Source organism: Rhodococcus (subgen. Prescottella) equi (assembly GCF_003013675.1).
Taxonomy (GTDB): Bacteria; Actinomycetota; Actinomycetes; order Mycobacteriales; family Mycobacteriaceae; genus Prescottella; species Prescottella equi.
Genome location: NZ_CP027793.1, coordinates 5153876 through 5178775 on the forward strand (window position 1 = coordinate 5153876; position 24900 = coordinate 5178775).

At 68.3% G+C, this 24900-nt stretch carries 22 protein-coding genes; 10 read left to right on the top strand and 12 right to left on the bottom strand.

Translation table 11 applies throughout. The annotated features are described in order from the left end of the window. Positions 1-30 precede the first annotated feature (30 nt). From C7H75_RS23915 to abc-f, 3 genes are all read left to right on the top strand, one after another. Positions 31-597, top strand: a complete 567-nt coding sequence (locus C7H75_RS23915) for a PadR family transcriptional regulator (protein ID WP_013417640.1) — start codon at positions 31-33, stop codon at positions 595-597. Beyond that, entirely contained in the window at positions 590-1684 is a 1095-nt protein-coding gene (locus tag C7H75_RS23920) for an inositol-3-phosphate synthase (RefSeq protein ID WP_005516744.1), read from the top strand. Before C7H75_RS23915 ends, C7H75_RS23920 begins: the two co-directional genes overlap by 8 nt. A gap of 279 nt (positions 1685-1963) precedes the next feature. Beyond that, positions 1964-3574 carry a ribosomal protection-like ABC-F family protein gene (gene abc-f / locus C7H75_RS23925; RefSeq protein WP_106851942.1) on the top strand — a complete coding sequence of 537 codons (1611 nt, stop codon included), beginning with the start codon at positions 1964-1966 and terminating at the stop codon, positions 3572-3574. A gap of 14 nt (positions 3575-3588) precedes the next feature. Here abc-f and C7H75_RS23930 read toward each other — a convergent pair whose 3' ends face one another. Genes C7H75_RS23930 through C7H75_RS23940 form a run of 3 tightly spaced genes read right to left on the bottom strand, consistent with a single transcriptional unit; the run spans position 3589 to position 6652 of the window. Beyond that, entirely contained in the window at positions 3589-4347 is a 759-nt protein-coding gene (locus C7H75_RS23930; RefSeq protein ID WP_106851943.1) for an SDR family oxidoreductase, read from the bottom strand. After that, positions 4344-5423, bottom strand: coding sequence for a phosphotransferase family protein (locus C7H75_RS23935; RefSeq protein ID WP_106851944.1), 1080 nt, complete (start codon positions 5421-5423; stop codon positions 4344-4346). The genes C7H75_RS23930 and C7H75_RS23935 overlap by 4 nt, the downstream gene beginning before the upstream one ends. Continuing rightward, the gene (locus C7H75_RS23940) at positions 5420-6652 is read right to left on the bottom strand and encodes an acyl-CoA dehydrogenase family protein (RefSeq protein WP_081121877.1); all 1233 of its coding nucleotides are present in this window, start codon (positions 6650-6652) and stop codon (positions 5420-5422) included. The genes C7H75_RS23935 and C7H75_RS23940 overlap by 4 nt, the downstream gene beginning before the upstream one ends. 91 nt (positions 6653-6743) lie before the next feature. On the opposite strand from C7H75_RS23940, the gene C7H75_RS23945 reads away from it, so the two are divergent. Continuing rightward, entirely contained in the window at positions 6744-7349 is a 606-nt protein-coding gene (locus C7H75_RS23945; RefSeq protein WP_106851945.1) for a TetR/AcrR family transcriptional regulator, read from the top strand. On the opposite strand, the gene C7H75_RS23950 is transcribed toward C7H75_RS23945, so the two are convergent. Together C7H75_RS23950 and C7H75_RS23955 are read right to left on the bottom strand one after the other, a co-directional pair. Next, positions 7346-8929, bottom strand: coding sequence for a hypothetical protein (locus C7H75_RS23950; RefSeq protein WP_106851946.1), 1584 nt, complete (start codon positions 8927-8929; stop codon positions 7346-7348). The genes C7H75_RS23945 and C7H75_RS23950 overlap by 4 nt on opposite strands. Positions 8930-9068: 139 nt before the next feature. Further along, the gene (locus tag C7H75_RS23955; protein ID WP_044991495.1) at positions 9069-11213 is read right to left on the bottom strand and encodes a transglycosylase domain-containing protein; all 2145 of its coding nucleotides are present in this window, start codon (positions 11211-11213) and stop codon (positions 9069-9071) included. A gap of 197 nt (positions 11214-11410) precedes the next feature. On the opposite strand from C7H75_RS23955, the gene C7H75_RS23960 reads away from it, so the two are divergent. The 4 genes from C7H75_RS23960 (at position 11411) to C7H75_RS23975 (ending at position 15625) form a co-directional block, all read left to right on the top strand. After that, entirely contained in the window at positions 11411-11806 is a 396-nt protein-coding gene (locus tag C7H75_RS23960; protein ID WP_013417646.1) for a GntR family transcriptional regulator, read from the top strand. After that, entirely contained in the window at positions 11803-12663 is an 861-nt protein-coding gene (locus C7H75_RS23965; protein ID WP_005516725.1) for an ABC transporter ATP-binding protein, read from the top strand. The genes C7H75_RS23960 and C7H75_RS23965 overlap by 4 nt, the downstream gene beginning before the upstream one ends. Continuing rightward, positions 12660-13712, top strand: coding sequence for an ABC-2 membrane transporter-related protein (locus C7H75_RS23970; RefSeq protein ID WP_106851947.1), 1053 nt, complete (start codon positions 12660-12662; stop codon positions 13710-13712). The genes C7H75_RS23965 and C7H75_RS23970 overlap by 4 nt, the downstream gene beginning before the upstream one ends. Positions 13713-14080: 368 nt before the next feature. After that, a complete protein-coding gene (locus tag C7H75_RS23975; RefSeq protein WP_106851948.1) occupies positions 14081-15625 on the top strand; it encodes an MFS transporter in 1545 nt (514 codons plus the stop codon). Between the two features lie 32 nt (positions 15626-15657). On the opposite strand, the gene C7H75_RS23980 is transcribed toward C7H75_RS23975, so the two are convergent. The 7 genes from C7H75_RS23980 to C7H75_RS24010 form a co-directional block, all read right to left on the bottom strand. Next, positions 15658-17943, bottom strand: a complete 2286-nt coding sequence (locus C7H75_RS23980) for a transglycosylase domain-containing protein (protein WP_041674874.1) — start codon at positions 17941-17943, stop codon at positions 15658-15660. 281 nt (positions 17944-18224) lie between these two features. Continuing rightward, complete coding sequence (locus tag C7H75_RS23985) at positions 18225-18422, bottom strand: hypothetical protein (protein ID WP_041674487.1); 198 nt, start codon at positions 18420-18422, stop codon at positions 18225-18227. Position 18423: 1 nt separating this feature from the next. Next, positions 18424-19380, bottom strand: a complete 957-nt coding sequence (locus tag C7H75_RS23990) for a carbohydrate ABC transporter permease (RefSeq protein WP_106851949.1) — start codon at positions 19378-19380, stop codon at positions 18424-18426. Beyond that, positions 19380-20471, bottom strand: a complete 1092-nt coding sequence (locus C7H75_RS23995; protein WP_005516719.1) for a carbohydrate ABC transporter permease — start codon at positions 20469-20471, stop codon at positions 19380-19382. The genes C7H75_RS23990 and C7H75_RS23995 overlap by 1 nt, the downstream gene beginning before the upstream one ends. 33 nt (positions 20472-20504) lie before the next feature. Beyond that, entirely contained in the window at positions 20505-21788 is a 1284-nt protein-coding gene (locus tag C7H75_RS24000; protein ID WP_005516718.1) for an ABC transporter substrate-binding protein, read from the bottom strand. Between the two features lie 146 nt (positions 21789-21934). After that, a complete protein-coding gene (locus C7H75_RS24005; protein ID WP_005516717.1) occupies positions 21935-23017 on the bottom strand; it encodes an ABC transporter ATP-binding protein in 1083 nt (360 codons plus the stop codon). Positions 23018-23118: 101 nt separating this feature from the next. Continuing rightward, the gene (locus C7H75_RS24010) at positions 23119-23601 is read right to left on the bottom strand and encodes a nitroreductase family deazaflavin-dependent oxidoreductase (protein ID WP_037085875.1); all 483 of its coding nucleotides are present in this window, start codon (positions 23599-23601) and stop codon (positions 23119-23121) included. A gap of 78 nt (positions 23602-23679) precedes the next feature. Here C7H75_RS24010 and C7H75_RS24015 point away from each other — a divergent pair, with 78 nt between their 5' ends. Continuing rightward, positions 23680-23919 (top strand): hypothetical protein, encoded by a 240-nt coding sequence (locus C7H75_RS24015; RefSeq protein WP_022598619.1) that lies wholly within the window; start codon positions 23680-23682, stop codon positions 23917-23919. A gap of 177 nt (positions 23920-24096) precedes the next feature. Then, positions 24097-24891, top strand: coding sequence for an LLM class F420-dependent oxidoreductase (locus tag C7H75_RS24020; protein ID WP_106851950.1), 795 nt, complete (start codon positions 24097-24099; stop codon positions 24889-24891). Positions 24892-24900: the final 9 nt, after the last annotated feature.

The window sequence follows — 24900 nt, forward strand, 5'->3', positions numbered from 1 at the left end:
TTATGTTCGGGACTCTCAGGGGGTGTGGTCTTGCTCGAGCTCGCAATTCTCGGGCTGCTCCTCGAGTCACCCATGCACGGTTACGAGCTCCGCAAGCGGCTGACCGGCCTGCTCGGTGCATTCCGCGCCTTCTCCTACGGCTCGCTCTACCCGACCCTGCGCCGCATGCAGGCCGACGGGCTGATCGCGGAGGACGCAGGCGCGGACGGCACCGTCAAGCGTCGGGCGCGCCGCGTGTACGAGCTCACCCCCGCCGGTCGGAAGCGTTTCTCCGAGCTGGTGGCGGACACGGGGCCCCAGAACTACACCGACGACGGTTTCGGCGTTCACCTCGCCTTCTTCAGTCGCACCCCCGCCGAGGCGCGGATGCGAATCCTGGAAGGCAGGCGACGTCAGGTCGAGGAGCGTCGAGAAGGCCTCCGCGACGCCGTCGGGCGGGCCACCGGATCACTCGACCGCTACACCCGCCAGCTCCACCAGCTCGGTCTCGAATCGAGCGAGCGCGAGGTGCGGTGGCTCAACGAGCTGATCGCCGCCGAACAATCATCAACAGCAGCAGCACCCAAGAAGAAAGAAGGAGAACCCGACCATGGGTGAGAACAGCACCGCGGTGCGTGTAGCCATTGTGGGCGTGGGTAACTGTGCCTCGTCCCTGGTCCAGGGCGTGCAGTACTACAAGGACGCCGACGAGAACTCGACGGTTCCCGGTCTGATGCACGTCACCTTCGGCCAGTACCACGTGCGCGACGTCCAGTTCGTCGCCGCATTCGACGTCGACGCCAAGAAGGTCGGGTTCGACCTCTCCGAGGCCATCAACGCCAGCGAGAACAACACCATCAAGATCGCCGACGTCCCGCCGCTGGACGTTCCGGTCCAGCGCGGCCCGACGCTCGACGGCATCGGCAAGTACTACGCGCAGACCATCGAGGTCTCCGACGCCGAGCCGGTCGACGTCGTGAAGGTTCTGAAGGACGCACAGGTCGACGTCCTCGTGTCCTACCTGCCGGTGGGCTCCGAGGAGGCCGACAAGTTCTACGCGCAGTGCGCGATCGACGCCGGCGTCGCGTTCGTCAACGCGCTGCCCGTCTTCATCGCCTCCGATCCGGAGTGGGCCGAGAAGTTCCGCGCGGCCGGTGTCCCGATCGTCGGCGACGACATCAAGAGCCAGGTCGGCGCCACCATCACCCACCGCGTGATGGCCAAGCTGTTCGAGGATCGCGGCGTCGTGCTGGACCGCACGTACCAGCTGAACGTCGGCGGCAACATGGACTTCAAGAACATGCTCGAGCGTGAGCGCCTGGAGTCGAAGAAGGTCTCGAAGACGCAGGCCGTGACCTCGAACCTCGAGGGCCCGCTGGCCGGCAAGGTCCACGACCGCAACGTCCACATCGGCCCCTCCGACTACGTCGAGTGGCTCGACGACCGCAAGTGGGCGTACGTCCGCCTCGAGGGTCGCGCTTTCGGTGACGCCCCGCTGAACCTGGAGTACAAGCTCGAGGTGTGGGACTCCCCGAACTCGGCCGGCATCATCATCGACGCCATCCGCGCGGCGAAGATCGCCAAGGACCGCGGCCTCGGTGGCCCGATCCTGCCGGCATCGGCGTACCTGATGAAGTCCCCGCCGGTCCAGATGGCCGACGACAAGGCTCGTGCCGAGCTCGAGGCCTTCATCATCGAGGCCTGAGTCTCCGCGTAAACCTCCTGTGGCGGTGGTCGATTCCTTCGACCACCGCCACAGGTGTATTACGGGGATTCTCCGGATTAATCGGTGGTCCGGCGAATCCTCCGGTGCTACGGTGGCTTTCGTGGGCACTCTGAATCAGTAGATCGGGACGCCGCGTCGAGCTCGCTCCGCGGCGGGTCCTGAGCGCGCAGAATTCCGGTTCGGCTCGGCCGGGCCGGATTGCGCGAGGGCACCTTTCCCGATCTCCCCGGATCCTCTCCGGGTGCAAGGAGCGCTCTCATGCCCGTCTCCCAATTCTCCCTCCGTTCCGTATCGAAGCGATACGGCGACCGTGTGGTCCTCGACGCGGTCGACCTCACCATCACTCCCGGCACGAGGGTCGGCGTCGTCGGCGACAACGGGTCCGGCAAGTCGACGCTGCTCGCGCTGCTCGCAGGCCACACGCCCGCCGACAACGGCGAGGTGCATGTCGTCGCGCCGGGCGGCCTCGCGTATGCCGCACAGTCCCTGGATCTTCCGGAGGAGGCGACCGTCCAGGACGCGATCGATCACGTGCTGCGCGATGTCCGGGCCCTCGAGGCCCGCATCCGCCGCTTGGAGCGGGAACTGGCACGCACGTCGCCCACCGCACTCGACGCGTTGCTGTTCGAGTACACGTGCGCGACAGCGCTGTTCGAAAGCACGGACGGGTACACGGTCGACGAACGGGTCGACACCGGTCTGCGTGCGCTCGGCCTGCCGGATCTCGATCGCGCCCGGCCGTTCGGCACGCTCTCCGGTGGGCAACAGGCCCGGCTCGCGTTGGCCACCGGTCTGGCCGCGAACGCCGAGCTACTGCTGCTCGACGAACCCACCAACGATCTCGACGACGACGCCGTCGCCTGGCTCGAGCAGCGGCTGCTCACCCATCGCGGCACCGTCGTGGCGGTGACGCACGATCGGGTCTTCCTGGAGAGGCTGACGTCGGTGATCGTGGAGGTCGCCGACCGCACGGTGCGCCGCTACGGCGACGGGTACGCCGGGTACCTCGTCGCGAAGGCCACCGAGCGCCGGCGACGACTGCAGGAGTACGAGGACTGGAGGTCCGAACTCGCGCGCAATGCCCGGCTGGTCGACGCCAATGCGGTGCGGTTGGCGGCCATTCCGCGCAAGCAGGACAAGGCCGGATTCGGGCACGGAGCGTTCCGGGCCCGCGGACGCGATCACGGTGCGATGGGCCGAATCCGCAATGCCAAGCAGCGGATCGAACAGTTGACGACCCAGGCCGTCGCACCACCGACCGAGCCGTTGCGGTTCACCCCGTCACTGGTCCTGTCCGAGACCGCGGCACCCGAGGCGCCGGCGATACGCCTGGCCGACATCCGCGTCGGGAACCGGCTCGCCGTCGCGGGACTGCAGGTGCCGCGCGGCGGCCGGCTGCTCGTCACCGGCCCGAACGGTGCCGGCAAGACCACCTTGTTGGACGTGATCGCGGGCGAGATCGCAGCCGACACCGGGACGGTCGCGGTATCCGCCCGGGTGGGGTACCTGCGACAGGCGCCGCAGTCGTGGCCCACCGGAGCGACGCTGCTGGAGGCCTACGCCTCCCGAAGGCCCGGATACCAGGAGGACGCTGCCGCCGACCTGCTCTCGCTCGGCCTGTTCCGCCCCGACGACCTGCATCGTGCAGTCGGGGACCTGTCCTTCGGGCAGCGCCGGCGTCTCGAGGTGGCGCTGCTCGCCACCTCGGACGCCGACCTGCTGCTGTTGGACGAACCGACCAATCACCTGTCTCCGGCACTGGTCGAGGAGCTGGAGGAGGCCGTCGACTCGTTTGCGGGCACGGTCGTCGTCGTCACGCACGACCGGCGGATGCGACGGCGGTTCCGGGGGGAGCGCCTGGCACTGTGACGACCGCCCTCGGTTCACGCCATCTTGGAGACCACCGACAGCGGCAGCACCTTCATCGCCATCGACACCGGAAGCCACGGCCACGCCGGGACGTACGCCTTGTGTGGTTCCTTCTCGATGGCGGCGGCGAGAGCGCGGGAGCCGGTCTCGGTATCGACGATGAACGGCACCTTCTTCACCTTCTCGTTGATCTCCGAACGGATGAAGCCGGGGAAGATGGTGCTGACGTCGATGCCGGTCTTCGCGAGGTCCGCGCGCATGCCCTCGCCGAGCGCCGCGACCCCGGCCTTCGACGCCGCGTACGTGGTGAGGTTGCGGGGCATGCCGCGCATCGCACTCACCGACGAGATCAGTACCACGTGACCGGCGTTGCGCGGGCGGAACAACTCGAGCGCCGCCTCGCTCTGCGCGAGTGCACCGAGGAAGTTCGTGCGTGCCGTCTGCACGTTCGCGCGAAAGTAGCCGGTGCCCAACGGTTGTCCCTTGCCGAGGCCGGCGTTGACGATCACCCGGTCCAGGCCGCCGAGTTCCTCGTCGAACTCCCGGAACACGCCGAACACCTCGTCGGGGACGTCGACGTCGAGCTTTCTGATCGCGACCGTGATCTGCGGGTGCGCCGCGAGCAGTTCGCCGCGCAGCTCCTCGAGCCGTTCGGTGCGCCGGGCTGCGAGCGCGAGATTGCGCCCGCGGGCCGCGAATTCACGAGCCATGCCGCGTCCGAGGCCGGAGCTGGCGCCGGTGATGAGAATGTTCCTGCGAGGCGTGCGGCTCACTGGTTGCCCTCCGTGTCGATCAGTTCGTTGCAGCGGGTGTCGAGGTACCCGACGGCGATCCAGAAGTGCTCGAACGCCGAGTTGGTGGTCTGCCCGTGATGGAAGCGGTAGTAGATCTGTTGTGCGATCACCGCCAGCCGGAACAGTCCGAACACCTCGTAGAAGCGCCAGTTGTCTATCGGCAGACCCGTTCGCTCGCCGTAGTATTCGACGATCTCGCGACGAGTGAGCATGCCCGGCAGATCCGACGGCTGACGCTTGGTGGCCAGCATCATCGGGTGATCGTCGGCCTGCACCCAGTAGGCCAGGCTCGACCCGAGATCCATGAGCGGGTCGCCGACGGTGGCGAGTTCCCAGTCCAGCACGGCGCGTGGCCGCAGGTCGTCACCGAGGACGACGTTGTCGAGCCGGAAGTCGCCGTGGATCATCGACGACGCGACGTCGGCGGGCTGGTTGTCCGCCAGCCATCCCGTCACCCGCGCGAAGTCCGGGACGTTGTCGGTGCGGGCAGCCGCGTAGCGCTTGGTCCATCCCGCAACCTGTCGTCCGACGTAGCCTGCGCCGCGGCCGAATTCGTCGAGTCCCGACGCCGCCGGATCCACTCCGTGCAGCTCGATGAGGAGATCGACCACTCGCAGGCACAGTTCGCGGGTGTTCTCGGGAGTGAGGCCGAGGTCGTCCGGGGGAGCGGAGCGCAGGATCGTGCCGTCGACGCGTTCCATCACGTAGAAGTCGCTGCCCAGCACCGCCGGATCGGTGCACAGGCCCACCATCGCCGGTACGTGTGGATACACCGGCGCGAGCAGCGACTGGATGCGGAACTCGCGGGCCATGTCGTGCCCCGACGACGGCTTGGCGCCGGCCGGAGGCCGGCGCAGCACCAGGTCGCGGTGCGGGTAGCGCAGCAGGTAGGTCAGGTTGGACGCCCCACCGGCGAACTGGCGGACCTCGGGAACACCCTCGAAGTTTCCGGAAGCGTTGTCGCGCAGCCACCGGTCGACGGCTGCGACGTCGAACGCGTCCTCGTCGCGCACCGCGCGCGCGTTGTCGGGAAGCTCCGACGGACCGGCCGTCACTGGTACTTGCCCAACTCGAAACGGGCCACCAGGCCCTGGTGCACCTCGTCGGGGCCGTCGGCCAGCCGCAACGCCCGCGCGGCCGTCCAAGCGCCGGCGAGCGGGAAGTCGTCGGACAGGCCACCACCGCCGTGGATCTGGATCGCGAAGTCGATCACCCGCTCCGCGACGCGGGGCGCGGCCACCTTGATCTCCGACACCGCCGACCGGGCGCCGGCGATGCCCTGGGTGTCGAGCAGCCACGCGGTGTGCAGCACGAGCAGGCGCAACTGGTTGATGGCAATGCGGGCGTCGGCGACGCGTTCGCGGTTGCCGCCCAAGTTGATCAGCGGTTTACCGAACGCGAGGCGCTCGGTGCCGCGGCGGATCGCCAGCTCGAGCGCGGCCTCCGCGAGACCGACCAGACGCATGCAGTGATGCACCCGGCCCGGCCCGAGCCGACCCTGTGCAATCTCGAAGCCGCGTCCGGGACCGGCGATGATCGCGTCGAGTGGAAGCCGCACGTCGGTGAACGACACCTCGCCGTGCCCACCGGGCTCGTCGTAGAAGCCCATCGTCGAGAGCATCCGCTCGACCTTCACTCCGGGGGTGTCCATCGGGACCAGCACCATCGAATGTCGTTGGTACTTGTGTGCTTCCGGGTCGGTGAGGCCCATGAAGATGAGGATCTTGCAGTCCGGGCTGCCGATGCCGGTGCTCCACCACTTGCGCCCGTTCAACACCACCTCGTCGCCCTCGACGACCGCGGTGGCGGCCATGTTGGTGGCATCGGACGACGCGACCCCGGGTTCGGTCATACAGAACGCCGAGCGAATCTCGCCGTCCAGCAGCGGCTTCAGCCACCGCTCCTTCTGCGCGGCGCTGCCGTAGTGGTAGAGCACCTCCATGTTGCCGGTGTCCGGTGCGTCGCAGTTGAACACCGAGGCCACGAAGGGGGAGCGGCCCATCTCCTCGGCGAGCGGCGCATATTCGACGTTGCTCAGGCCGGCACCGAGTTCGGCGTCGGGCAGGAAGAGATTCCACAGACCCTGGTCCCTGGCCTTCGCCTGCAACGCGCGGAACTCGTCGGGCACCTGCCACATGTCGGCACCGGAGACGTCGGCCCGCTGCGCGAACGGGTCGACCCGCGCGGCCCGCAGCTGGGCCTCGACGGGAGCGACCTCGGTCGCGATGAACTCACGCAGTCGGTCGAGGTACTCCTGCGACCGCGCGCTCGGGGCGAAATCCATGCTGCCTCCGTCACGTCGACTAACTGAGCATTGCTCAGTTAACCTAGACGTAGACTTGCCCCGCAATCAAGAACCTGGACGGTGTCATCTCGTGTCGATCGAAACCGCGGCCCCCCGGCGGCGACTCCCGCCCGAGGAGCGTAAGCGGCAACTCGTCGCGATCGGCCTGCAGGAACTGTCCACCCGCCCCATCCACGCGCTGTCGATCGACCAGGTAGCCGAGAAGGCCGGGATCTCCCGCGGCCTGCTGTTCCGGTACTTCCCGACCAAGCAGGACTACTACGTCGCCGTCGTCGGCGCGGCCGCCCGGAGGCTGCTGCGGGCCGCGGCGCCGGACGCGGCCGCCCCCACCGACGACCAACTGCGGGCCGTCGTGCACGCCTTCGTCTCGTTCATCGACCGGCACGGCGACAACTACCAGTCGTTCTTCCACGGCGGCTTCGGCGCCGACCCGCAGATCCAGGAGATCCGCGAGAACATGAAGAACACCATGGTCGAGCGCACCCTCGCGGCCACCGGCACCGAACCGACCCCGGCCGTCCGAATGCTGCTGCGGGCGTGGTGGTCGATGGTCGAGAGCCTCGCGATCGACCGCACCACCGATCCGGTCTTCAACGTCGACGACGTCGTCGAGCATGTTCTCGCCGCGCTTCCGGTGGCCGCCGACGCCGCCTCGGGACCCGAGGCCTGCTCCTAGCGCACCACCAGATCGGTGTCGGTGGCGCTCAGGGTGATCGGCGCGATCCGCTCGCCGCGCATCCAGTCCCGGACGAACGCGTCGAGCACCGCGTCGGCGCCGCGCGCGTCGAACACCGCCTGCGGGATCTCGATCGCCCCGACGAGATGCCTGGGCTGCGCGTCGAGTCCGGCCCCGCGCGGCGCGAACCGCAGACCGTCGGCAGTGTGCAGCAGCACCGGGACAGCGGCGCCGTCGGGTGTGGTCACGACGGCGTTCCGTGTCGTGGCCGCGGGATCGAAGTGGTCGATGGACAGCCGGTAGCCGGACGGCCCGGCATGCAGTCCGGCCTGGTCGAGCAGGCGCGGATCGACCACCGAGTACGGCAGGCCGACGTCGAGCAGGAACGCGCCGTCGACGAGCGTGTCCCGGGCCGGGAGCGATGCCGACAGGTTCCACGGGGCGGGCGGCGCCAGGCTCTCCGCGGACCGGTCGTGCGGCGAGTTCTCCAGCGGCGTACCGGGCAGGTCGACGCCGGTCGCGGTGAACTCCCACGACCCGGCGTTCAGGGCCTTGTGCCAGAAGCCCGCCGTCCCCCCGCGACGCCCCGCGACACGCAACTCTCGGGCGCCCGGGCCGACGCCGGTCGAGTGCACGCTGATCGCCGACGTGATCTCGCCGGGAATCTTCGGTTGGTGCACCCAGTCCTGTGCGGGTAACCGGATCGCCGCGTAGTCGCGGTTCAGCAACTCCGCGAACAGGTTCGGCGCCGACGGCTTGCCGTCCTGGCTGTCCCAGCTGTAGCGGAAGAACACCGAATCCGAGCCCGCGGCGTCGAAATCGAAATTGCGCGTGTACATATCGCCGAACTCGTTGACCACGAACGTCGTCGAGCCCGCCGACGACAGCGCCACCGACCGGAACCGCCCGCCGAGCGGTCCGCCGATCTCGTAGCTGTCGTCGTTGGGCAGCCACGGGTCCGCGTACGTGATGCGACTGCCGTCCCCGGTGAGCGACGGGACCATCGTCATCTTGCCGAGGCCGACGTGATGGATGCGGCCGTCTGCGTCCACGTACGTCTGGTTGTCCCACGGCGACGACACGCTCAGCGCCCACCTGCCGGGGTCGGGACCGGCGACGCGTTGGCCCGTGCCCGCCCACAGCGGGGCGCCGAACGCCGACGTCCAGTTCCACAGCAACGGCGAGTGGGACACGTTGTCGAGCGTGTACATCCAGCCGTCGCCGTCGATCGCGACCAGTTCGTCGTCGTCGACCGAGATCCCCACGAGGACCCCTCGAAGGCAGTCCGGCAGCGGCGCGTATCGCCACGATTCGACGTTCTCGCCGCCGCCCGTCCGCGGCCGGGTGAGCAGGGCGCCGTCGACGAGGGCGAAATCCCAGAACCTGTTGAACTGCGTGGTCTGCGTCCGCAACTCGACCGACGCGGGGGCGGCGACACCGACGGCCTCCGGAAGCAGCCCGAGCCCGTCCCGTCCGCCCGTCGACGGCGCTCCCGGCGGGAGCTGAGCGGTTCCGAACGGCACGCAGGCCGCGGGGGCGGAGGCGCCGGCCGAGGGAGCCGCGGTCACGAGCGTCGTCACCGCGGCCGCACAGGCGAGCGCCCCGAGGAGACGGCTCCGGCCCGGGGTCGGGCATCTGTCGCGATCGCTCACGCGATCCAATATCCCCCAGAACCCCCCGGCCGGAGCAATACTCGCTACGAACGTGACCCGCACCCCGCTATCCGGGCAGAGTGATCTTCACGCCCGGCAGGATCTCGATGACCCGCGGTGCGGGCGGCGGGGGCAACTGTGGTGCGGGCGCCGCGGGCGGAGCCGCCGGGGCAGCGGGGGCAGCAGCCGACGAACTGGCGGGACTAGACCCGGAGCCGACGCCGGTGTAGGCCGGGACACCGGCCTGACCACCGATCGGGGCGGGCCACGGGAACTTCTCGACCGGGGCGTCCTCGAGTGCGCCGTCCATCGTCTTCTTCCAGATGTCCGACGGCAGGCCGGAGCCGTACACAGGGCCACCCCAGCTGTTCTCGATCGCCTGGGCGTCGGCGGTGCCGACCCACACCGCGGTGGACAGTTGCGGCGTGTAGCCCACCATCCACGCGTCCTTGTTCTTCCCGGTGTCGCCGAGCTGCGCGGTGCCGGTCTTCGACGCCGACGGCCGTCCCCCGGCAAGTCCGTGACTGCGCGAGTACGCGGCGATCGGCAGCATCGCCTGCGAAACGTTGTCGGCCACGGCCGCGTCCAGCCGGCGCTCGCCCTCGGACGCGGGCCGGTCGAGCAGCACCACCCCGTCGGCGGTCACGACCTTCTGCACGAAGTAGGGCTTGTGGTACATGCCCGACGCGGCCAGCGTCGCGTAGGCCGAGGCCATGTCGATCGGCCGGGTCAGATACTGCCCCAGCACGATTCCGTTCTCCGGCGACCCACCCTCCTGCGTGAGCGTGGGGTACTGCCACCCCGGAACGGTTTCCGGGATGCCCGCCTGGTGCGCCGCGTCGGCGATCTTCTGAGCACCGTCGTCCATCGACAACGTCAACCGGTAGAAGCTGGTGTTGAGCGAACGCTTGAGAGCCTCGGCGATGGTGCACTTGCCGCACGACTCGCCCTCGACGTTGTTGATCGTCACGCCGTAGACCGACAGCGGGGAGCTGTCGTAGGTCTGGGACAGCGGAATGTCCTGCTGGAGCGCGGCGACCAGGCCGAACACCTTGAACGACGATCCGGTCTGCAGGCCCGCCTGCGCGAAGTCGAAGCCCTTGCCGTCGTCGCCGCCGTAGTACGCGCGGACCGCGCCGGACTTCGGGTCGATCGAGACGACCGCGGTACGCAGGTTCTCCGGCTCGCCGTCGAACGTGTCGGCCACGGCCTCGAGCGCCGCCTGCTGGGCGGTGGGATCGATCGTCGTCGTGATCTGCAGACCCTCGGTGTTGAGATCCTGTTCGCTCACCCCGGATTCGGCCAGCTCGCGCAGGACCTGGGCCCGGATCAGGCCCTCCGGTCCGGGCGCGGCACCGGAGTCGGCGTTGGGCGCGGTGGGCAGCGCGTCGGGGAACACCATCGACTGCCGTTCGGTGGGCGCCAGCGCGGACATCGTCACCATGCCGTCGAGGACGTAGTTCCAGCGCGCCTGCAGCGCTTCCGGATCGGTCGTCGGGTCGAGGCTCGACGGGCTCTGGATCACCGCCGCGAGCACGGCCCCTTCCGCGACCGTGATGTCGGCCAAGGGCTTGCCGAAGTACGCGGTGGCGGCGGCCGAGATGCCGTACGCGCCGCGGCCGAAGTAGATGGTGTTGAGGTAGGCGGCCAGGATCTCGTCCTTGGACCACTCGCGCGCCATCTTCGAAGAGATGACCAGTTCCTTCATCTTGCGGGTCACCGACCGCTCCGAGCCCACCAGCGTGTTCTTGACGTACTGCTGGGTGATGGTCGACCCGCCACCCGCGCTGTCGCGGCCGAGCACGTTGTCCCGGGCGGCGCGCGCGAAGCCGGAGACCGAGAAACCCGGATTGGTGTAGAAGTCGCGGTCCTCGGCCGACAGCACCGCGTTACGGACGTGCCCGGGAATCTGGTCGATCGTGACCTCGGTGCGGTTGCCCTCGGGCGGCACCACGCGGGCGATTTCGGTGCCGTCGGACGCGAGGATCGTCGAGACCTGGTTGGTGACCATGTCGCTGGGCCGCGGAACGTCGGCGTTCTTGTACGCGACGCCGAACGCCACCAGGGGCGTGGCGATCAGCAGCAGGACGACGACGAGGCTCACGTAGAGGGCGATCCGGCGGCCCTTCCGACGCGGTTTGCGGCTGCGGGCCTTGGGCGCCGGGTCGGCCGTATGCCGACCACCGGCACCACCGGTATTGGTTGAATTCACAATCGAACTTCCGTCTCAATCAGTGCACTGCTCACGAATTTTCGCACTGCTCAGCGGCTTCGAGCCGCATTTGCTGCGACACGCAGCAGCCACCGCGCAGTGTCCCGATGCCTCCCCGGACGCCCCCAACAGGTTGACAGCGTGGGCCCGTGCATGCAACCTCTATTCCACTAATGTTGTAGTGAAATGGAGATTCGATGGTGGAGTTCCACATCAACCGTCGCTCCGGGATCCCCGCGTACGTGCAGCTCGTCCTGCAGGTCAAACAGGCTTTGCGCCTCGGCGACCTGAAGACCGGCGATCAGCTGCCCACGGCGAAGGAGGTGGTCGGGGCCGTGACCGTCAACCCGAACACCGTGCTCAAGGCCTACCGGGAACTCGAGAGCGAGGGACTGGTGGAGGCGCGGCCGGGCCTGGGGACGTTCGTGACCCAGTCGCTGGCCAAGCCGGGCATGGCCGAGCGGGACGCCCTGCAGTCCGCACTCGCCGACTGGGCCCGCCAGGGCGCGGCGGCCGGTCTGGACCGCTCGGATCTCGAGGCGCTCGTCGCGGCGGCATTGGACAACGAATTCGGTGGAGAGGTGGACAGATGAGCGAGGCGACGACCGCAGCGCTGACGATGCGTGACGTACACAAGCGGTTTCGCCGCACGGAGGCGTTGAACGGTTGTTCGTTCGAGGTCGAGCGCGGCAGCATCACCGCACTCGTCGGGGCCAACGGCGCCGGCAAGTCGACGCTCATGTCGATCGCGGTCGGGCTGCTCGAGGCCGACTCCGGTGAGGTGACCGTCCTCGGCCGCCGGCCCGACCGGCGGGGAATCTGCCCCGGACTCGCCTACGTCGCGCAGCACAAGCCGCTGTATCGAGGATTCTCCGTCGCGGACATACTGCTGTTCGGCGAGAAGACCAACACCACGTGGGACCGTGACTACGCCTCGCGACTGGTGGCCGAGGCGCAGATCCCGCTCTCCGCGCGCGTGAAGACGCTGTCTCCGGGCCATCGCGCCCGCGTCGCCCTCGCGGTGGCACTCGGGCGACGGCCCGACGTCCTCCTGCTCGACGAGCCGCTCGCGGAACTCGACCCGGTCGCGCGGCGCTCCGTGGTGCGCACCCTGATGGAGGACGCCGCCGAGCGGGGCACCACCATCGTGCTGTCGTCGCACGTGCTGTCCGAGGTCGCCGAGATCGCCGACCGGCTGATCATTCTCGGCGCCGGACGTGTCCGCCTGTCGGGCGCACTCGACGACCTGCTCGACGAGCATTACCTGCTCCGCGGCGCCGGTGACCCGCACGGCGTCGTCGGCACCGGCGCGATCGTCGAGTCGCACCAGCGCACCCACCTGGTTCGAGGCCCGCGCCCCGCCGTCTCCGACGGCTGGCACACGGAGCCTCCGAACCTCGACGACATCGTCCTGGCCTACCTGACCACGACCGACGAAGAGGCAGCATGATCTGGGTTACGTGGCGGCAGTTCCGGACGACGATCCTGGCCGCGGTCGGGGGAATCCTGACGCTGGCAGCGATCGCGCTGATCTGCGGGACGATCGTGCGGCAACGCACCGGACAGCGGTCCGCGGTGACGGCCGACTACGTGGACGAGAGCACGTTCGAGTGGCTGGTCGCGGCGAGCCTGGTTTCGATCGGAGTGCTGGCCGCACTGCTGCCCGCCGCGCTCGGGGTCCTCGTCGGTGTCACGGTGTTCTCCCGAGACATCGAACGCGGAACCCATGTCCTGGGCCTGTCCCAGTCGGTGAGCCGCGCGCGTTGGTACGGATCTCGGCTCCTCGTCGTGTTCGTTCCGGTTTCGATCGCGATGGCCGTCCTGGGGGCGGCGCTCGAGTGGACACGCACCGCCGATGCCCTCTGGCACTACGGCTACCTGTCGCGCGCCACCTGGAGCGGGCACTCCAGTCTCACCTTCCCCCTCTTCCAGTCGGGTGCGCTCACCGCAGCCACCTACACGGCGCTGGCGCTCGCCCTCGGCAGCCTCGCCGCCCTGCTGCTGCGCAACACCCTGGGTTCGATGGTCGTGACCCTCGTCGCGGTGTCGGCCTTCATGCTCGGGTTCCAGTTCGGCGCGCGACCGCACTACGCGAGCCCCGTGGTCGAGGCACGGCCACTCGATGCGCAGTACCGGGTCGCCTACACCTCGGACCAAGGATCGGTCTGGCAGTTGAGCGAGGGGTACGTCGACGCGCAGGGCCGTCGCGTCGAGTTCGACTACCGCAAGTGCAACCAGATCGGCGAGAACCTCGAGTGGAGTCAGCGTCCGGACGAGACCTTGGCCGACTACGAGGCGCGTGAGGCGACGATGATCGCCACACAGGACCGCGAGTTCGAGGCCTGTCAGCGAGCGCAGGGACTCGACCATTACGAGGTCCGCTACCACCCGGACAGCCTGTTCCGCCGATTCCAGGTCACCGAAGCGTCCCTCGCACTGGGGCTCTCACTTCTGTTGATCATTCCCTCGATGTGGGCGGTGCGCAGGCTGCGCCCCTGACAGCCGTTCCGGTCACCGATCAAACGCTCGACGTCGACTGCGGCGTCGAGCGTTTGACGTTCCACACCCTTTCGACAATCCCGGCAAACCGCCTAGGCGGAATCACTTGTGGCACCCAGGCGCTCAATAGCCCTGCAAGAAAACCGAATTCGCCGGGTAGGGCAACTCTCCGATTCCGGCCACAAATGTCCCACTGAACGGGCATGTGACTGGCGTCACGCTTTTGCGATCAGTGTGATGTGAGAGCGCCGTCGGCCGACCGAAGGTGCCACGGCGGGAACCTGCGCACCCGCCATCTCCGGAGATCTCACAGGACCCGAAAACATCTGGTCCCGTTGCTTATCGGTGTCTGAAAGGATTCCACGGAAATGGTCACCACCCCGACCGGCGGCCCCGCGCCGTCGCCCACCGACCCCTCGGGTCGGAACGCCGAGGAAGGCTGGAGCCCTCGGCTCGCCCTCTCACTGCTCTCGATCGTGCTTCTGCTCGAGCTACTCGCCGTCAGCTACATGATGATCTCGACGGCCCTGCCCGCCATCTCCATGCACTACCAAACCACTCAGGGCGCGTGGCTGCTCACCGCATTCCTGCTGGTGGGCGCCATGGCGGCACCGCTGATCGGCAAGCTCGCCGACATGTACGGCAAGCGCAAGATGCTGCTGGCCTGCGTCGGTATTTCACTCCTCGGCTCGTTCCTGTCGGCCATCGCGTCGTCGTACGCGATGATGATCGCCGGACGCTGCCTGGCCGGCCTGATGGTGCCGACCCTGTTCCTGAGCTACTCGCTGATCCGGGACGTCTTCCCGAAGAAGACCGTTGCGCTCGCCGTCAGCATCGCGACCAGCGGCATGGGCCTGATCGCGATCGCCGCGCCGTTCCTGACGGGCTGGCTGCTCGACGGCTACGGCTTCCGTTCCATCTTCTGGTTCTTCGTCATCTGCCTCGCCGTGCTCGGCGGGTTGATCCAGCTCACGACGCCCGAGTCGAACGTGCGCCTGCGCTCGCGGATCGACCTCGTCGGCGCGATCCTGCTCGGCGGCGGCATCGCGGGCATCCTCATCGCGGTGAGCTTCGGTCCCTCGTGGGGCTGGACCGACGGCGGCACTCTCGCATACCTCATCGGCGGCATCGTGCTGCTGATCGGCTGGGTGGTGTCCGCGAAGATGATCGCGGAACCGCTCATCGACCTCGACGTACTCGGCAAGCGTCCCGTGCTGCTCACCACGATCAGCGCCGGCGTGGTCTACGGGTCGTCGGGCCTGTTCACCATCCTGCTGCCGATGATGGTCATGACCCCGGCCCTGTTCGGCCTGGGCTACGGCTTCGGCGTCGACGCGGAGGGCTTCGCGCTGTACCAGGTTCCGATCGGCGGCGCCGTGGTCCTCGGTGGTCTGCTCGTCGGCATCCTGGTCGGCCGCAACATGCGTCCGCGGCCCCTGCTGGTGACCGGCCTGCTGCTCAACGCCGTCGCATTCGCCCTGATCGCGCAGACCCACGACGCCAAGGGCATCGTCATGATCATCTGTGCGATCTTCGGTTTCGGCATGGGCATGGGCTACGCGTCGATCCCGAACCTGCTGATCGAGGCCGTGCCGCCGCAGCTGCAGGCCAGCTCCGCCTCGATGGTCGGTGTCTCGCAGTCGGTGTTCCCGGCGATCCTGCCGGTGGTCGCGTTCGCGGTGATGAACAACTCGCACATCGTCCAGTTCCCGCCGGAGATCCAGGCGACGCTGCAGGGCGCGGTCTTCTACGACAACGCCGGATTCCAGGTGGCCTTCTGGATCGGCGCGGTCTTCGCGCTCGTCGGCGCAGTGGTCGCCTTCCTGCTGCCGCGCAACATCGCCCAGGTCGAGGTTCCCGCCTCGATGACGGGCCGGACCACGGACGGCGACGAACTCGTCGCCGCCGGCTGACGATCACCGATCGTCAACGTGTCGAGTGGAATTCAGCCCGGTAGGGGAATGGTGACCCCCGGGAGGATCTGAATCCCCGGCGCCGGTGCGGGGGCCGGTGCCGGGGGAGCGGGAGCAGGCGCCTGCGGTACGGGGGCGGGAGCCTGCTCCCGCTGCTGTTGTTGCGGCGCAGGCGCATTCCACTGTTCCTGGGGTGCGGTCTGCTGTTGCGGGGCGGGCGCCTGCTGGACCGGAGCCTGCGGATAGGTCTGCACGGGAGGCGTCCACGCGGGCGCCTCCTGTTGCTGCGTCTGCACCGGACGCTGTCGGGTCGGCGCCGACTCCGAGTACTGCTGCTCGCTGGTGGTCGATCCCCCTGTCGCCGGTGCCCGACTCTGCTGGCCCCCGGACTGCGGCGCGGGCTGCGTGTTCTGGAACTGCTCGTTCGACGTGCCGTTCAAGGCCCCGTCCATCGTCTCCTTCCAGATGTCCGAGGGCAGCCCGGATCCGTAGATCGCGCCGCCCCAACTGGTTTCGATGGCCTTTCCGTCGGCGGTCCCGACCCACACCGCGGTGGACAGCGACGGCGTGAAACCGACCATCCAGGCGTCCTTGTTCTCGCCGGTGTCGCCCAACTGCGTGGTTCCGGTCTTGGCGGCCGACGCCCGTCCACCGGCCAGTCCGTGGTTACGCGAGTACCCGGCGATCGGCACCATCGCCTGCGTGACGGCATCGGCGATCGCCGGATCCAACCGCTGCTCACCGTCGTTCGGTTCCCGATCGAGCAGCACCCGTCCCTCCGCGTCCACCACTTTCTGCACCAGATACGGCTCGTGGAACCTGCCCGACGCCGCGAGCGTCGCATACGCCGACGCCATGTCGATGGGCCGGGTCTGATACTGCCCCAGAACGATTCCGGTCTCGGGTGGACCACCGGCCTGGGTGAGCGTCTCGTGCTCGAGGCCCGGGATCTGCTTCGGGATGCCCGCCTGGTGGGCGGAGTCGGCGATCTTCCGCGCGCCGTCCTCCATCGACAGCGTCAGCCGGTAGTAGCTGGTGTTCAGCGAACGTTTGAGGGCCTCGGCGAGGCTGCACGTTCCGCACGTCTCGCCCTCCACGTTCTCGACGGTGAGGCCGCCGACCGTGAGCGGGGCACTGCTGTACTGCGCGCTGAGCGGGATCTTGTCCTGCAGCGCCGCGATGGCCGCGAACACTTTGAACGACGACCCGGTCTGCAGCGGCGCCTGCGCGAAGTCGTACCCGGTGCCGTCCGCACCGCCGTAGTAGGCGCGGATCGCCCCCGACCTCGGATCGATCGACACCACCGACGCCCGCAGCTGGTCCGGCTGCTTGCTCAGGGTGCGGTCGACGGCCTCGACGGCCGCCTGCTGGGCCTTCGCGTCGATCGTCGTGGTGATCTGCAATCCGCCGGTGTTCAGATCCTGCTCGCTGACCCCCGCCGCCTCGAGTTCCGCGGCCACCCGCGTCCGGATCAGGCCCTCCGGACCGGGGGCGACGTCGTCGGGGTTCGGGGGAGCGACGGGCAGGACCTCGGGGAACTGGGTGGCGGCCCGTTCGGTGGCCGCGAGGACCCCCATCTCGACCATGCCGTCGAGCACGTAGTTCCAGCGCTCACGCAACGCGTCCGGGTCGGTCGCCGGGTCGAGCAGCGACGGACTCTGGATCACGGAGGCCAGCACGGCGCCCTCCGCGAGCGTCAACTCCTCGACCGGCTTGTCGAAGAACGCGCGTGAGCCCTGCGCGATGCCGTACGCGTTGCGGCCGAAATAGATGGTGTTGAGGTAGGCGCCGAGGATCTCGTCCTTGGACCACTGCCGGGCCATCTTCGCCGACACCACCAGCTCCCGCGCCTTGCGGACCACGTTGCGATCCGTGCCGACCAGAGCGTTCTTCACGTACTGCTGCGTGATCGTCGACCCGCCGCCCGCGCTCTCCCGGCCCAGGACGTTGTCGCGGCCGGCCCGCAGGAAGCCCGAGATCGAGTATCCGGGGTTGGAGTAGAAGTTGCGGTCCTCCGCCGAGAGGACAGCGTTGCGGACGTACCCGGGCACCGCGTCGAGCGGCACCTCCGTCCGGTTGCCCTCCGGCGGCACCACCTTCGCGACGACACTGGTGCCGTCGGACGCGAGGATCGTCGCCACCTGCGCCGGACGCATCTCCGACGGGCTCGGTACGTCCGCCAGCACGTACGCGACGCCGAACAGGATCAACGGAACGATCACGACGGCGGCGGCGATACGCAGCACCGTACGACGGCGGGATCGCGGCGCTGGTCGCCGCTCGGGCTTCTCGGGTGTCGGGTTGCTCGTGGAATTCACGCGCACTACTTCCGGTCCGAAATCGGCGATCCGGCCGCGCCCTCGCACCGGGGGTGGGTCGGATCCGGTCGTCCTCCGATCGTCGCACCTCGAGGTCACGAGAGTATGTGATTGGTCGAGGTGCGAGGACGGACCCGGCATACCCGACGTCCCACTCGCCCCTCGCGTTTTGCGCACTTGTCGCGAGTTCCGGAGCGAATTCCGCGCGATAAGTGCGCAAAACGCGGGGAGGGGGACGGGGACGGAGGGGCGCGATCGGGGGGGAGGAGGGAGGCGAGGGGTCAGATGCGTCGATGGAAGACGAGCGCGCCGGCGAGTACCGCGACGCAGCCGAGCAGGATCAGCGACGCCGTCGCCGACGGCTCACCGCGGACGATGGGGACGACCGCGGCGAGGAACGCCATGAACGTGAAGAACCCGAGAATGCCGATCAGCATCTCCAGCGACTGGCGTCCCCGCGACGGTTTGCCCGACGGCATGTCAGCTCTTCACGCCGCCCGCGGTGAGGCCCGAGACGATGCGGCGCTGGAACAGCAGCACCATGATCACCAGCGGGATCGTGACGATCGTGCCGGCCGCCATGATCGCCGCGTACGGCTGCTCCCACGAATTGGCGCCGGCGAACCGGGCGATCGCGACGGTGACCGGCTCGGTCTTCTCCGTCGACAGCAGGCTCGCGAGCATGAACTCGTTCCACGTCGCGATGAACGCGAGGATCGCGGTGGTGAACAGCGCGGGCGCGGCCAGCGGGAGAATCACCAGGCGGAAGGCCTGGAACCGGCTGGCGCCGTCGATCCGGGCGGCCTCCTCGAGTTCCCACGGCAGATCGGACAGGAACGACGTCAGCGTGTAGATGGTCAGCGGCAGCACGAACGAGATGTTCGGGATGATGAGCGCCTGGTACTGGCCGATCCAGCCGAAGTCGCCGAACAGCTGGAACAGCGGCGTCATGAGCGCGACCGTCGGGAACATCGACGCGCCCAGGATGATGCCGGTGACGATGTACTTGCCGCGGAACTCGATGCGGGCGAGCGCGTACGACGCGAACACGCCGAGCAACAGTCCGACGGCCGTCGTGACGACACCGATGACGAGGCTGTTGACGATCGCACCGAGGAAGTCGTTGCCCTTGTCGGTCGACAGCGCGGCGCGGAAGTTGTCGAGCGTGACGTAGGTGGGCCACGGCGTGGTGTCGAAGGTGTGATCGACCTGTCGGAACGCGGTGACGACCATCCAGTAGAACGGCGCCAGACCCCAGATCAGGATGATCGCGACACCCAGATAGGTCCGGGCCACCTTGCCGCGGTCGGTGCGCCGGCGCGGCCTGGGGACGGCCTCCGGCTCCGGCGGGGGCGCGACGGCCGTCGCCGTCGGCACCGACGACGTGGGCGTCGTCGCGGGGTCGTCGAGTTCGTCGGGCTTGCGGTGGCGGCCCATCAGCGATCAGCTCCCTTCCGCTGCTCGTCCTGGGTGCGCACGGCATTGGCGCCGAGGAACTTCACCATCACGAACGCGACCGCGAAGATCAGCAGGAAGATCAATGTCGACAACGCCGACGCGCTCTGGAAGTTGCCCTGCCGAATGTCGGCCATCACCAGGATCGACAGCGTCGTGTTCGGCGTCGCGCCGGACGTGCCGGACAGGATGGCGGGCAGGTCGTACATCCGCAGCACGTCGAGGGTGCGGAAAAGTACCGCGACCATGAGAGCCGGCTTCACCAGCGGCAACGTGATCCGGGTGAACCGCTGCCACGCGCTGGCGCCGTCGACCTTGGCCGCCTCGTAGACGTCCTGCGGAATCATCTGCAGGCCCGCGAGGATGAGCAAAGCCATGAACGGCGTCGTCTTCCACACGTCCGCGATGATGACCGCGAACCGCGACGCCCACGGGTCGGTGGTCCACGCGATCGAGGTGCCGAGCATCTTGTTGGCGATGCCGTTCTCGGCGAAGATGAAGAACCACAGCTTCGCGGTGACCGCCGTCGGGATCGCCCACGGGATCAGCACGCTCGCGCGGAGCAGGGACCGGCCCCAGAAGGTCTTGCCCATCACCGTCGCCATCCACAGACCGAGGAGCACCTCGATCGCGACCGTGACGACGGCGAAGAAGATCGTGACACCCGCAGCGGACCAGAAGTCGTGCGCGAGGGTGCCGGGCGGACACGTTCCCGCGCCGCCGCCGCAGTCCTGCACCAGCCACTGCAGGTAGTGCTTGAATCCGGCGAACCCGCCCTCGGTGAAGCGGCCGGTGTCGGGATCGATGCCCTTGTTCGCCTGGAAGGACAGGTAGACGGCGCGCAACACCGGATACACGATGACGACGGCCAGGATCACCATCGTCGGGGCGATCAGCCAGATCGGGCGGAAGTCGCGCTTCTTGCGCGCAGCGACCACCCGCGGTTCGTCGTCGTGACCCGTGCGCGCCGTCCCGGGCTCGGGCCCGGAAGCGCGACCGCCGTGGTCGGGATCGTCGACCCCGACCACGGCGCGGGCCTCGTCTGCTCGCCTCAGCTCAGCAGAGTCAGCCATCGTGCGTTACCTGATCTCTCGTGTGTGCGGTGACTACTTGGCCGCGTTGGTGATGGCCGAGGCCATGTCGGTCGCCGCCTGATCGACCGTCACCTTGCCGTTGAGGGCCGCGCTCGCGTTGTCCTGGATGGCCTTCGAGATCGCGGTGTAGTACGGCGTGACCGGGCGCGGCTTCGCCGACTCGAGAGCAGCCTTCAGCGCCGGCAGGTACGGGTACTTCGCCTGCAGGGCCGCGTCGTCGTACACCGACTTCAGGACCGGCGGGAAGGCCGCGTCCGCGAACGACATCTGGTTCTCGTCGTTCTGGACGAACGCGATGAAGTCACGCGCGGTCGCCTTGTTCTTCGAGAAGACGTTGATGCCGTTGTTGTAGCCACCGACGGTCGATGCGCCGGCGCCGTTCGGGCCGACGATCGGGGCGACGGCGACGTTGCCCTTCACCTTCGAGCCGTCCTTCTGGGCGTTGTCCCACATGTACGGCCAGTTGTAGGCGTACATCGACTCGCCACCGACGAACGCGAGCGCGGTCTCCTCCTCGGTGAAGCCCGTCGAACGCTTGGCGATCTGGCCGGCCTGGTAGGCGTCGACCATGGCCTGCATGCCGGCCTTGGCCTCCGGCGACGTGACCTCGGGGGTGCTGCCGTCGGCGCCGACGACCGAGCCGCCCCACGAGTTGATGAACTGCGTGGTGTTGGCGGTCAGGCCCTCGTACTGCTTGAGCTGGGTGACCATGCAGTCCTGAACGCCCTTGTCCTTGGCGATCTGGCAGCTGTCGGTGAGCGCCTTCCAGTCCGCGGGAGCCGTCGGCATCAGGTCGGTGCGGTAGTACAGCAGCTGCGCATTGGTGTTCTGCGGGGCCGCGTACAGCGTGCCGCGGTAGGTCGCGGACTCGACGGTCGCGGGCAGCAGCGGCGCGGTGTCGATCGCGAGTCCACCCTCGAGCGGCTGCAGCCAGCCGTTCGCGGCGAAGCCCGCGGTCCACACGACGTCGAGGGCCATGACGTCGTAGTCGGCGTTACCCGCCTGCAGCGACTGCTCGAGCTTGTTGCGCTGGTCGTCGGCCTCGCCCGGCAGCTCCTTGAGGGACACCTTCTCGTCCGGGTGAGCCGCGTTCCACTTGTCGATCACCGGCTGCAGCTTGTCGGTGTCGTTCTTGCCCATCGCGAACGAGATCGCACCGCGGCCGTCGAGGTTCTGGTTGACGGCGTCGCCAGCGCTGGCGCTGCCACTGTCGTCGCTCGAGCAGCCGGCGAGTGCCAGCATCGCGACCGCCGAGGCCGCGATAGCAACCCGCGAGCGCGTGTTGAAAGAACGCATGGTCCACCTTTCCGATAGACGTATCCGACACCGTTCAGCTGCACCGCGATCGTGCGCAACACCCGTGTCGAGGCATATGTCGCCGCCTACTCTGGCATGAAAGACGGCTGGTTTCGGGCATTACCCCCGGACTGGACCGGTCGAGTTCACCCGATCCGGCGGCCGTCGGTCACCGAGAACAGATGCACCTCGGACGGGTCGACGTGCAGGTTCACCCGCTCGCCGCGTCGCGGCGGGTTACGCCAGTCGGTGCGCGCGACCAGCTGGTGCTCGCCGGCGCCACCGACACCGGTGCGTCCGTACACGTAGGCGTCGGAACCCAGCTCCTCGACGACGTCGACGTCCAGCGAGATACCGGTCTCCCCGGGCGCCGGTTCGAGATGCTCGGGACGGATGCCGAGCACGACCTGCCCCTCCGGAATCTCGGCGATGGTTTCACGGGAAACCGGAATCACCGCGTCGCCGAGCGCGATACCGCCGTCGGTGACCGGCAGGGTCAGCATGTTCATCGACGGCGAGCCCATGAACCCGGCGACGAACCGGTTGACCGGGCGGGCGTAGAGCTCGCGCGGCGGCGCGCACTGCTGCAGGACGCCGTCCTTGAGGACCGCGACCCGGTCGCCCATCGTCATGGCCTCGACCTGGTCGTGCGTGACGTATACGGTGGTGGTGCCGAGCCGGCGCTGCAGCTGCGCGATCTGGGTGCGGGTCTGCACCCGGAGCTTGGCGTCGAGGTTCGACAGCGGCTCGTCCATGAGGAACACCTGCGGGCTGCGGACGATCGCGCGGCCCATCGCGACGCGCTGCCGCTGGCCGCCGGACAATGCCTTGGGCTTGCGATCGAGGTACGGCTCGAGGTCGAGCATCTTGGCCGCCTCCTGCACGCGGCGCTTGATCTCGTCCTTGGGCGTCTTGGCGAGCTTGAGCGCGAAGCCCATGTTCTCCGCGACCGACATGTGCGGGTACAGCGCGTAGTTCTGGAAGACCATCGCGATGTCGCGCTCCTTGGGCTCCTGGCCGGTGACGTCGCGGTCGCCGATGAGGATGCGCCCGTCGTACACCTCCTCGAGGCCCGCGAGCATGCGCAGCGACGTGGATTTGCCGCAGCCCGACGGGCCGACGAGCACGAGGAACTCGCCGTCCTCGATATGCAGGTCCAGCTTGTCGACCGCGGGGGTCGTCGCGCCCGGGAACAGGCACGTGGTCTTGTCGAACGTCACCGAAGCCATGGTGGAACGATCCCTTCACCGGCAGGAACGTGCCGGACGATCCGAGTCAGGGTGCACGGGTGTGCGGGCCACAGCATAGGCGTCCGAAGTGCCCGGAACCATCAAGCGCGTACGGGACGCAACCTGACGAAGTGGATGTGACGGCCCGCCTCACGGAAATCCTCCGGGGTGCCGTCGACGTCGAAGCCCATGCTCTTGCACAGGCGGACGCCGATCCTGGGGTGCACGCTGCCGTAGTACGCCATGAGGTCGCCGCCCTCCTCGGTGCCCAGGAAGTCGGCCTCCACCTCGGATCTGCGGCGGCCCACCTGTACCCGGGCGCGGGGATGCGCGGTCAGGTTCCGGTACCAGTCCGACGCCGTTCCATAGCCCGCCGCGACGACCCAACTGTCGGAGGCGTCGTCGTGATCGACCACCTCGAGCACCACCTGGCGGGTCTTGCCGCTGCGGCGTCCGACGTGCTCCAGGAGCAGGAACCGGTGCCCGAGCAGGCCGCCGAGGTGCCATCGGTACAGCGTGACGGGCGCGCGGAGCAACCGCCGCTTGACGCCGGTGGGCGGGCTGGGGCGCTGCGTGTTCCGCATGTGTCCAGTGTGCTCCACACGATTCGCCCTCGCGCCCGATCGATTGACTCGAACATCAGTTCGAACTATGCTCGGGTCATGAAACCGGGGGAACTGAACAATGCGGGCGTCGCGGTCACCGTGCCGCCGACCGGCGCGGGGAAAGTTCTCCCCGAAACCTTGTTGCTGCAGTCGGTGGTCGAGATGTCCAGGGAGATCGAACGCCTCGAAGCGTTGCTGGTTGTGGCGGTCGCCGAAATCGACAGGCGCGGCATCTCGTTCGACACCCCCGGATTCCGCGGCGTCGAGCAGTGGCTCGCCGCGAATCACGATCTTTGACCGGAAGTTCTGCCGGAAAGTGTTGCCGGACGCCGCTTCCGGCCCGACCACGCGGGAATCGGATCAGCGTCATCACCACAATCGCCCCTGCACTCGTGGCCGTGCGGCGGCCAACATCGTGCAGTGCCACGACCCTGGGTCTACCGTGAGATGCAGTCTCGCCGCGAAGGAGTTCCCATGACCCGTCCCGTGCGCATCGGCATCCAGCTACAGCCTCAGCACGCCCCCGATTACGGCATGATCCGCGACGCCGTATTGCGCGCCGAGGACGCCGGCGCCGACGTCGTCTTCAACTGGGATCACTTCTATCCCCTGTACGGCGATCAGGAGGGTGCGCACTTCGAGTGCTGGACCATGCTCGGGGCGTGGGCCGAGCAGACCGAGCGGGTCGAGATCGGCGCACTGGTGAGCTGCGCCGGCTACCGCAATCCGGACCTGCTGGCCGACATGGCCCGCACCGTCGACCACATCAGCGGCGGACGTCTGATCCTCGGCATCGGCGCCGGCTGGTTCGAGAAGGATTACGACGCCTACGGCTACGAGTTCGGCACTCCGGGTTCTCGTATCAAGCTGCTGGGGGAGTACTTGCCGCGCATCACCTCTCGGCTCGGCAAGCTCAATCCGGCGCCGACCCGGGACATTCCGCTCATGATCGGTGGCAGTGGCGAGAAGAAGACGCTGCGGCTGGTGGCCGAGTACGCCGACATCTGGCACGGCTTCGGCGACCGGGACGAATTCGTCCGCAAGTCGGCGATCCTCGGTGAGCACTGCGGCGACGTACAGCGTGATCCGCACGAGATCGAACGGTCGACGTGGTGGCACGGTGTCGACGAGGCCGCGGCCTACGTCGACGCCGGGGTCACGCTGTTCACGGTGAACGCGAGCGGGCCGGACTACGACCTCACCGCCCTCGGTGAGGCCGTCGCCTGGCGCGACGAGCACACCCCGCCGCAGCTGTCCGGCCTCGCGTAGACCGAGAAT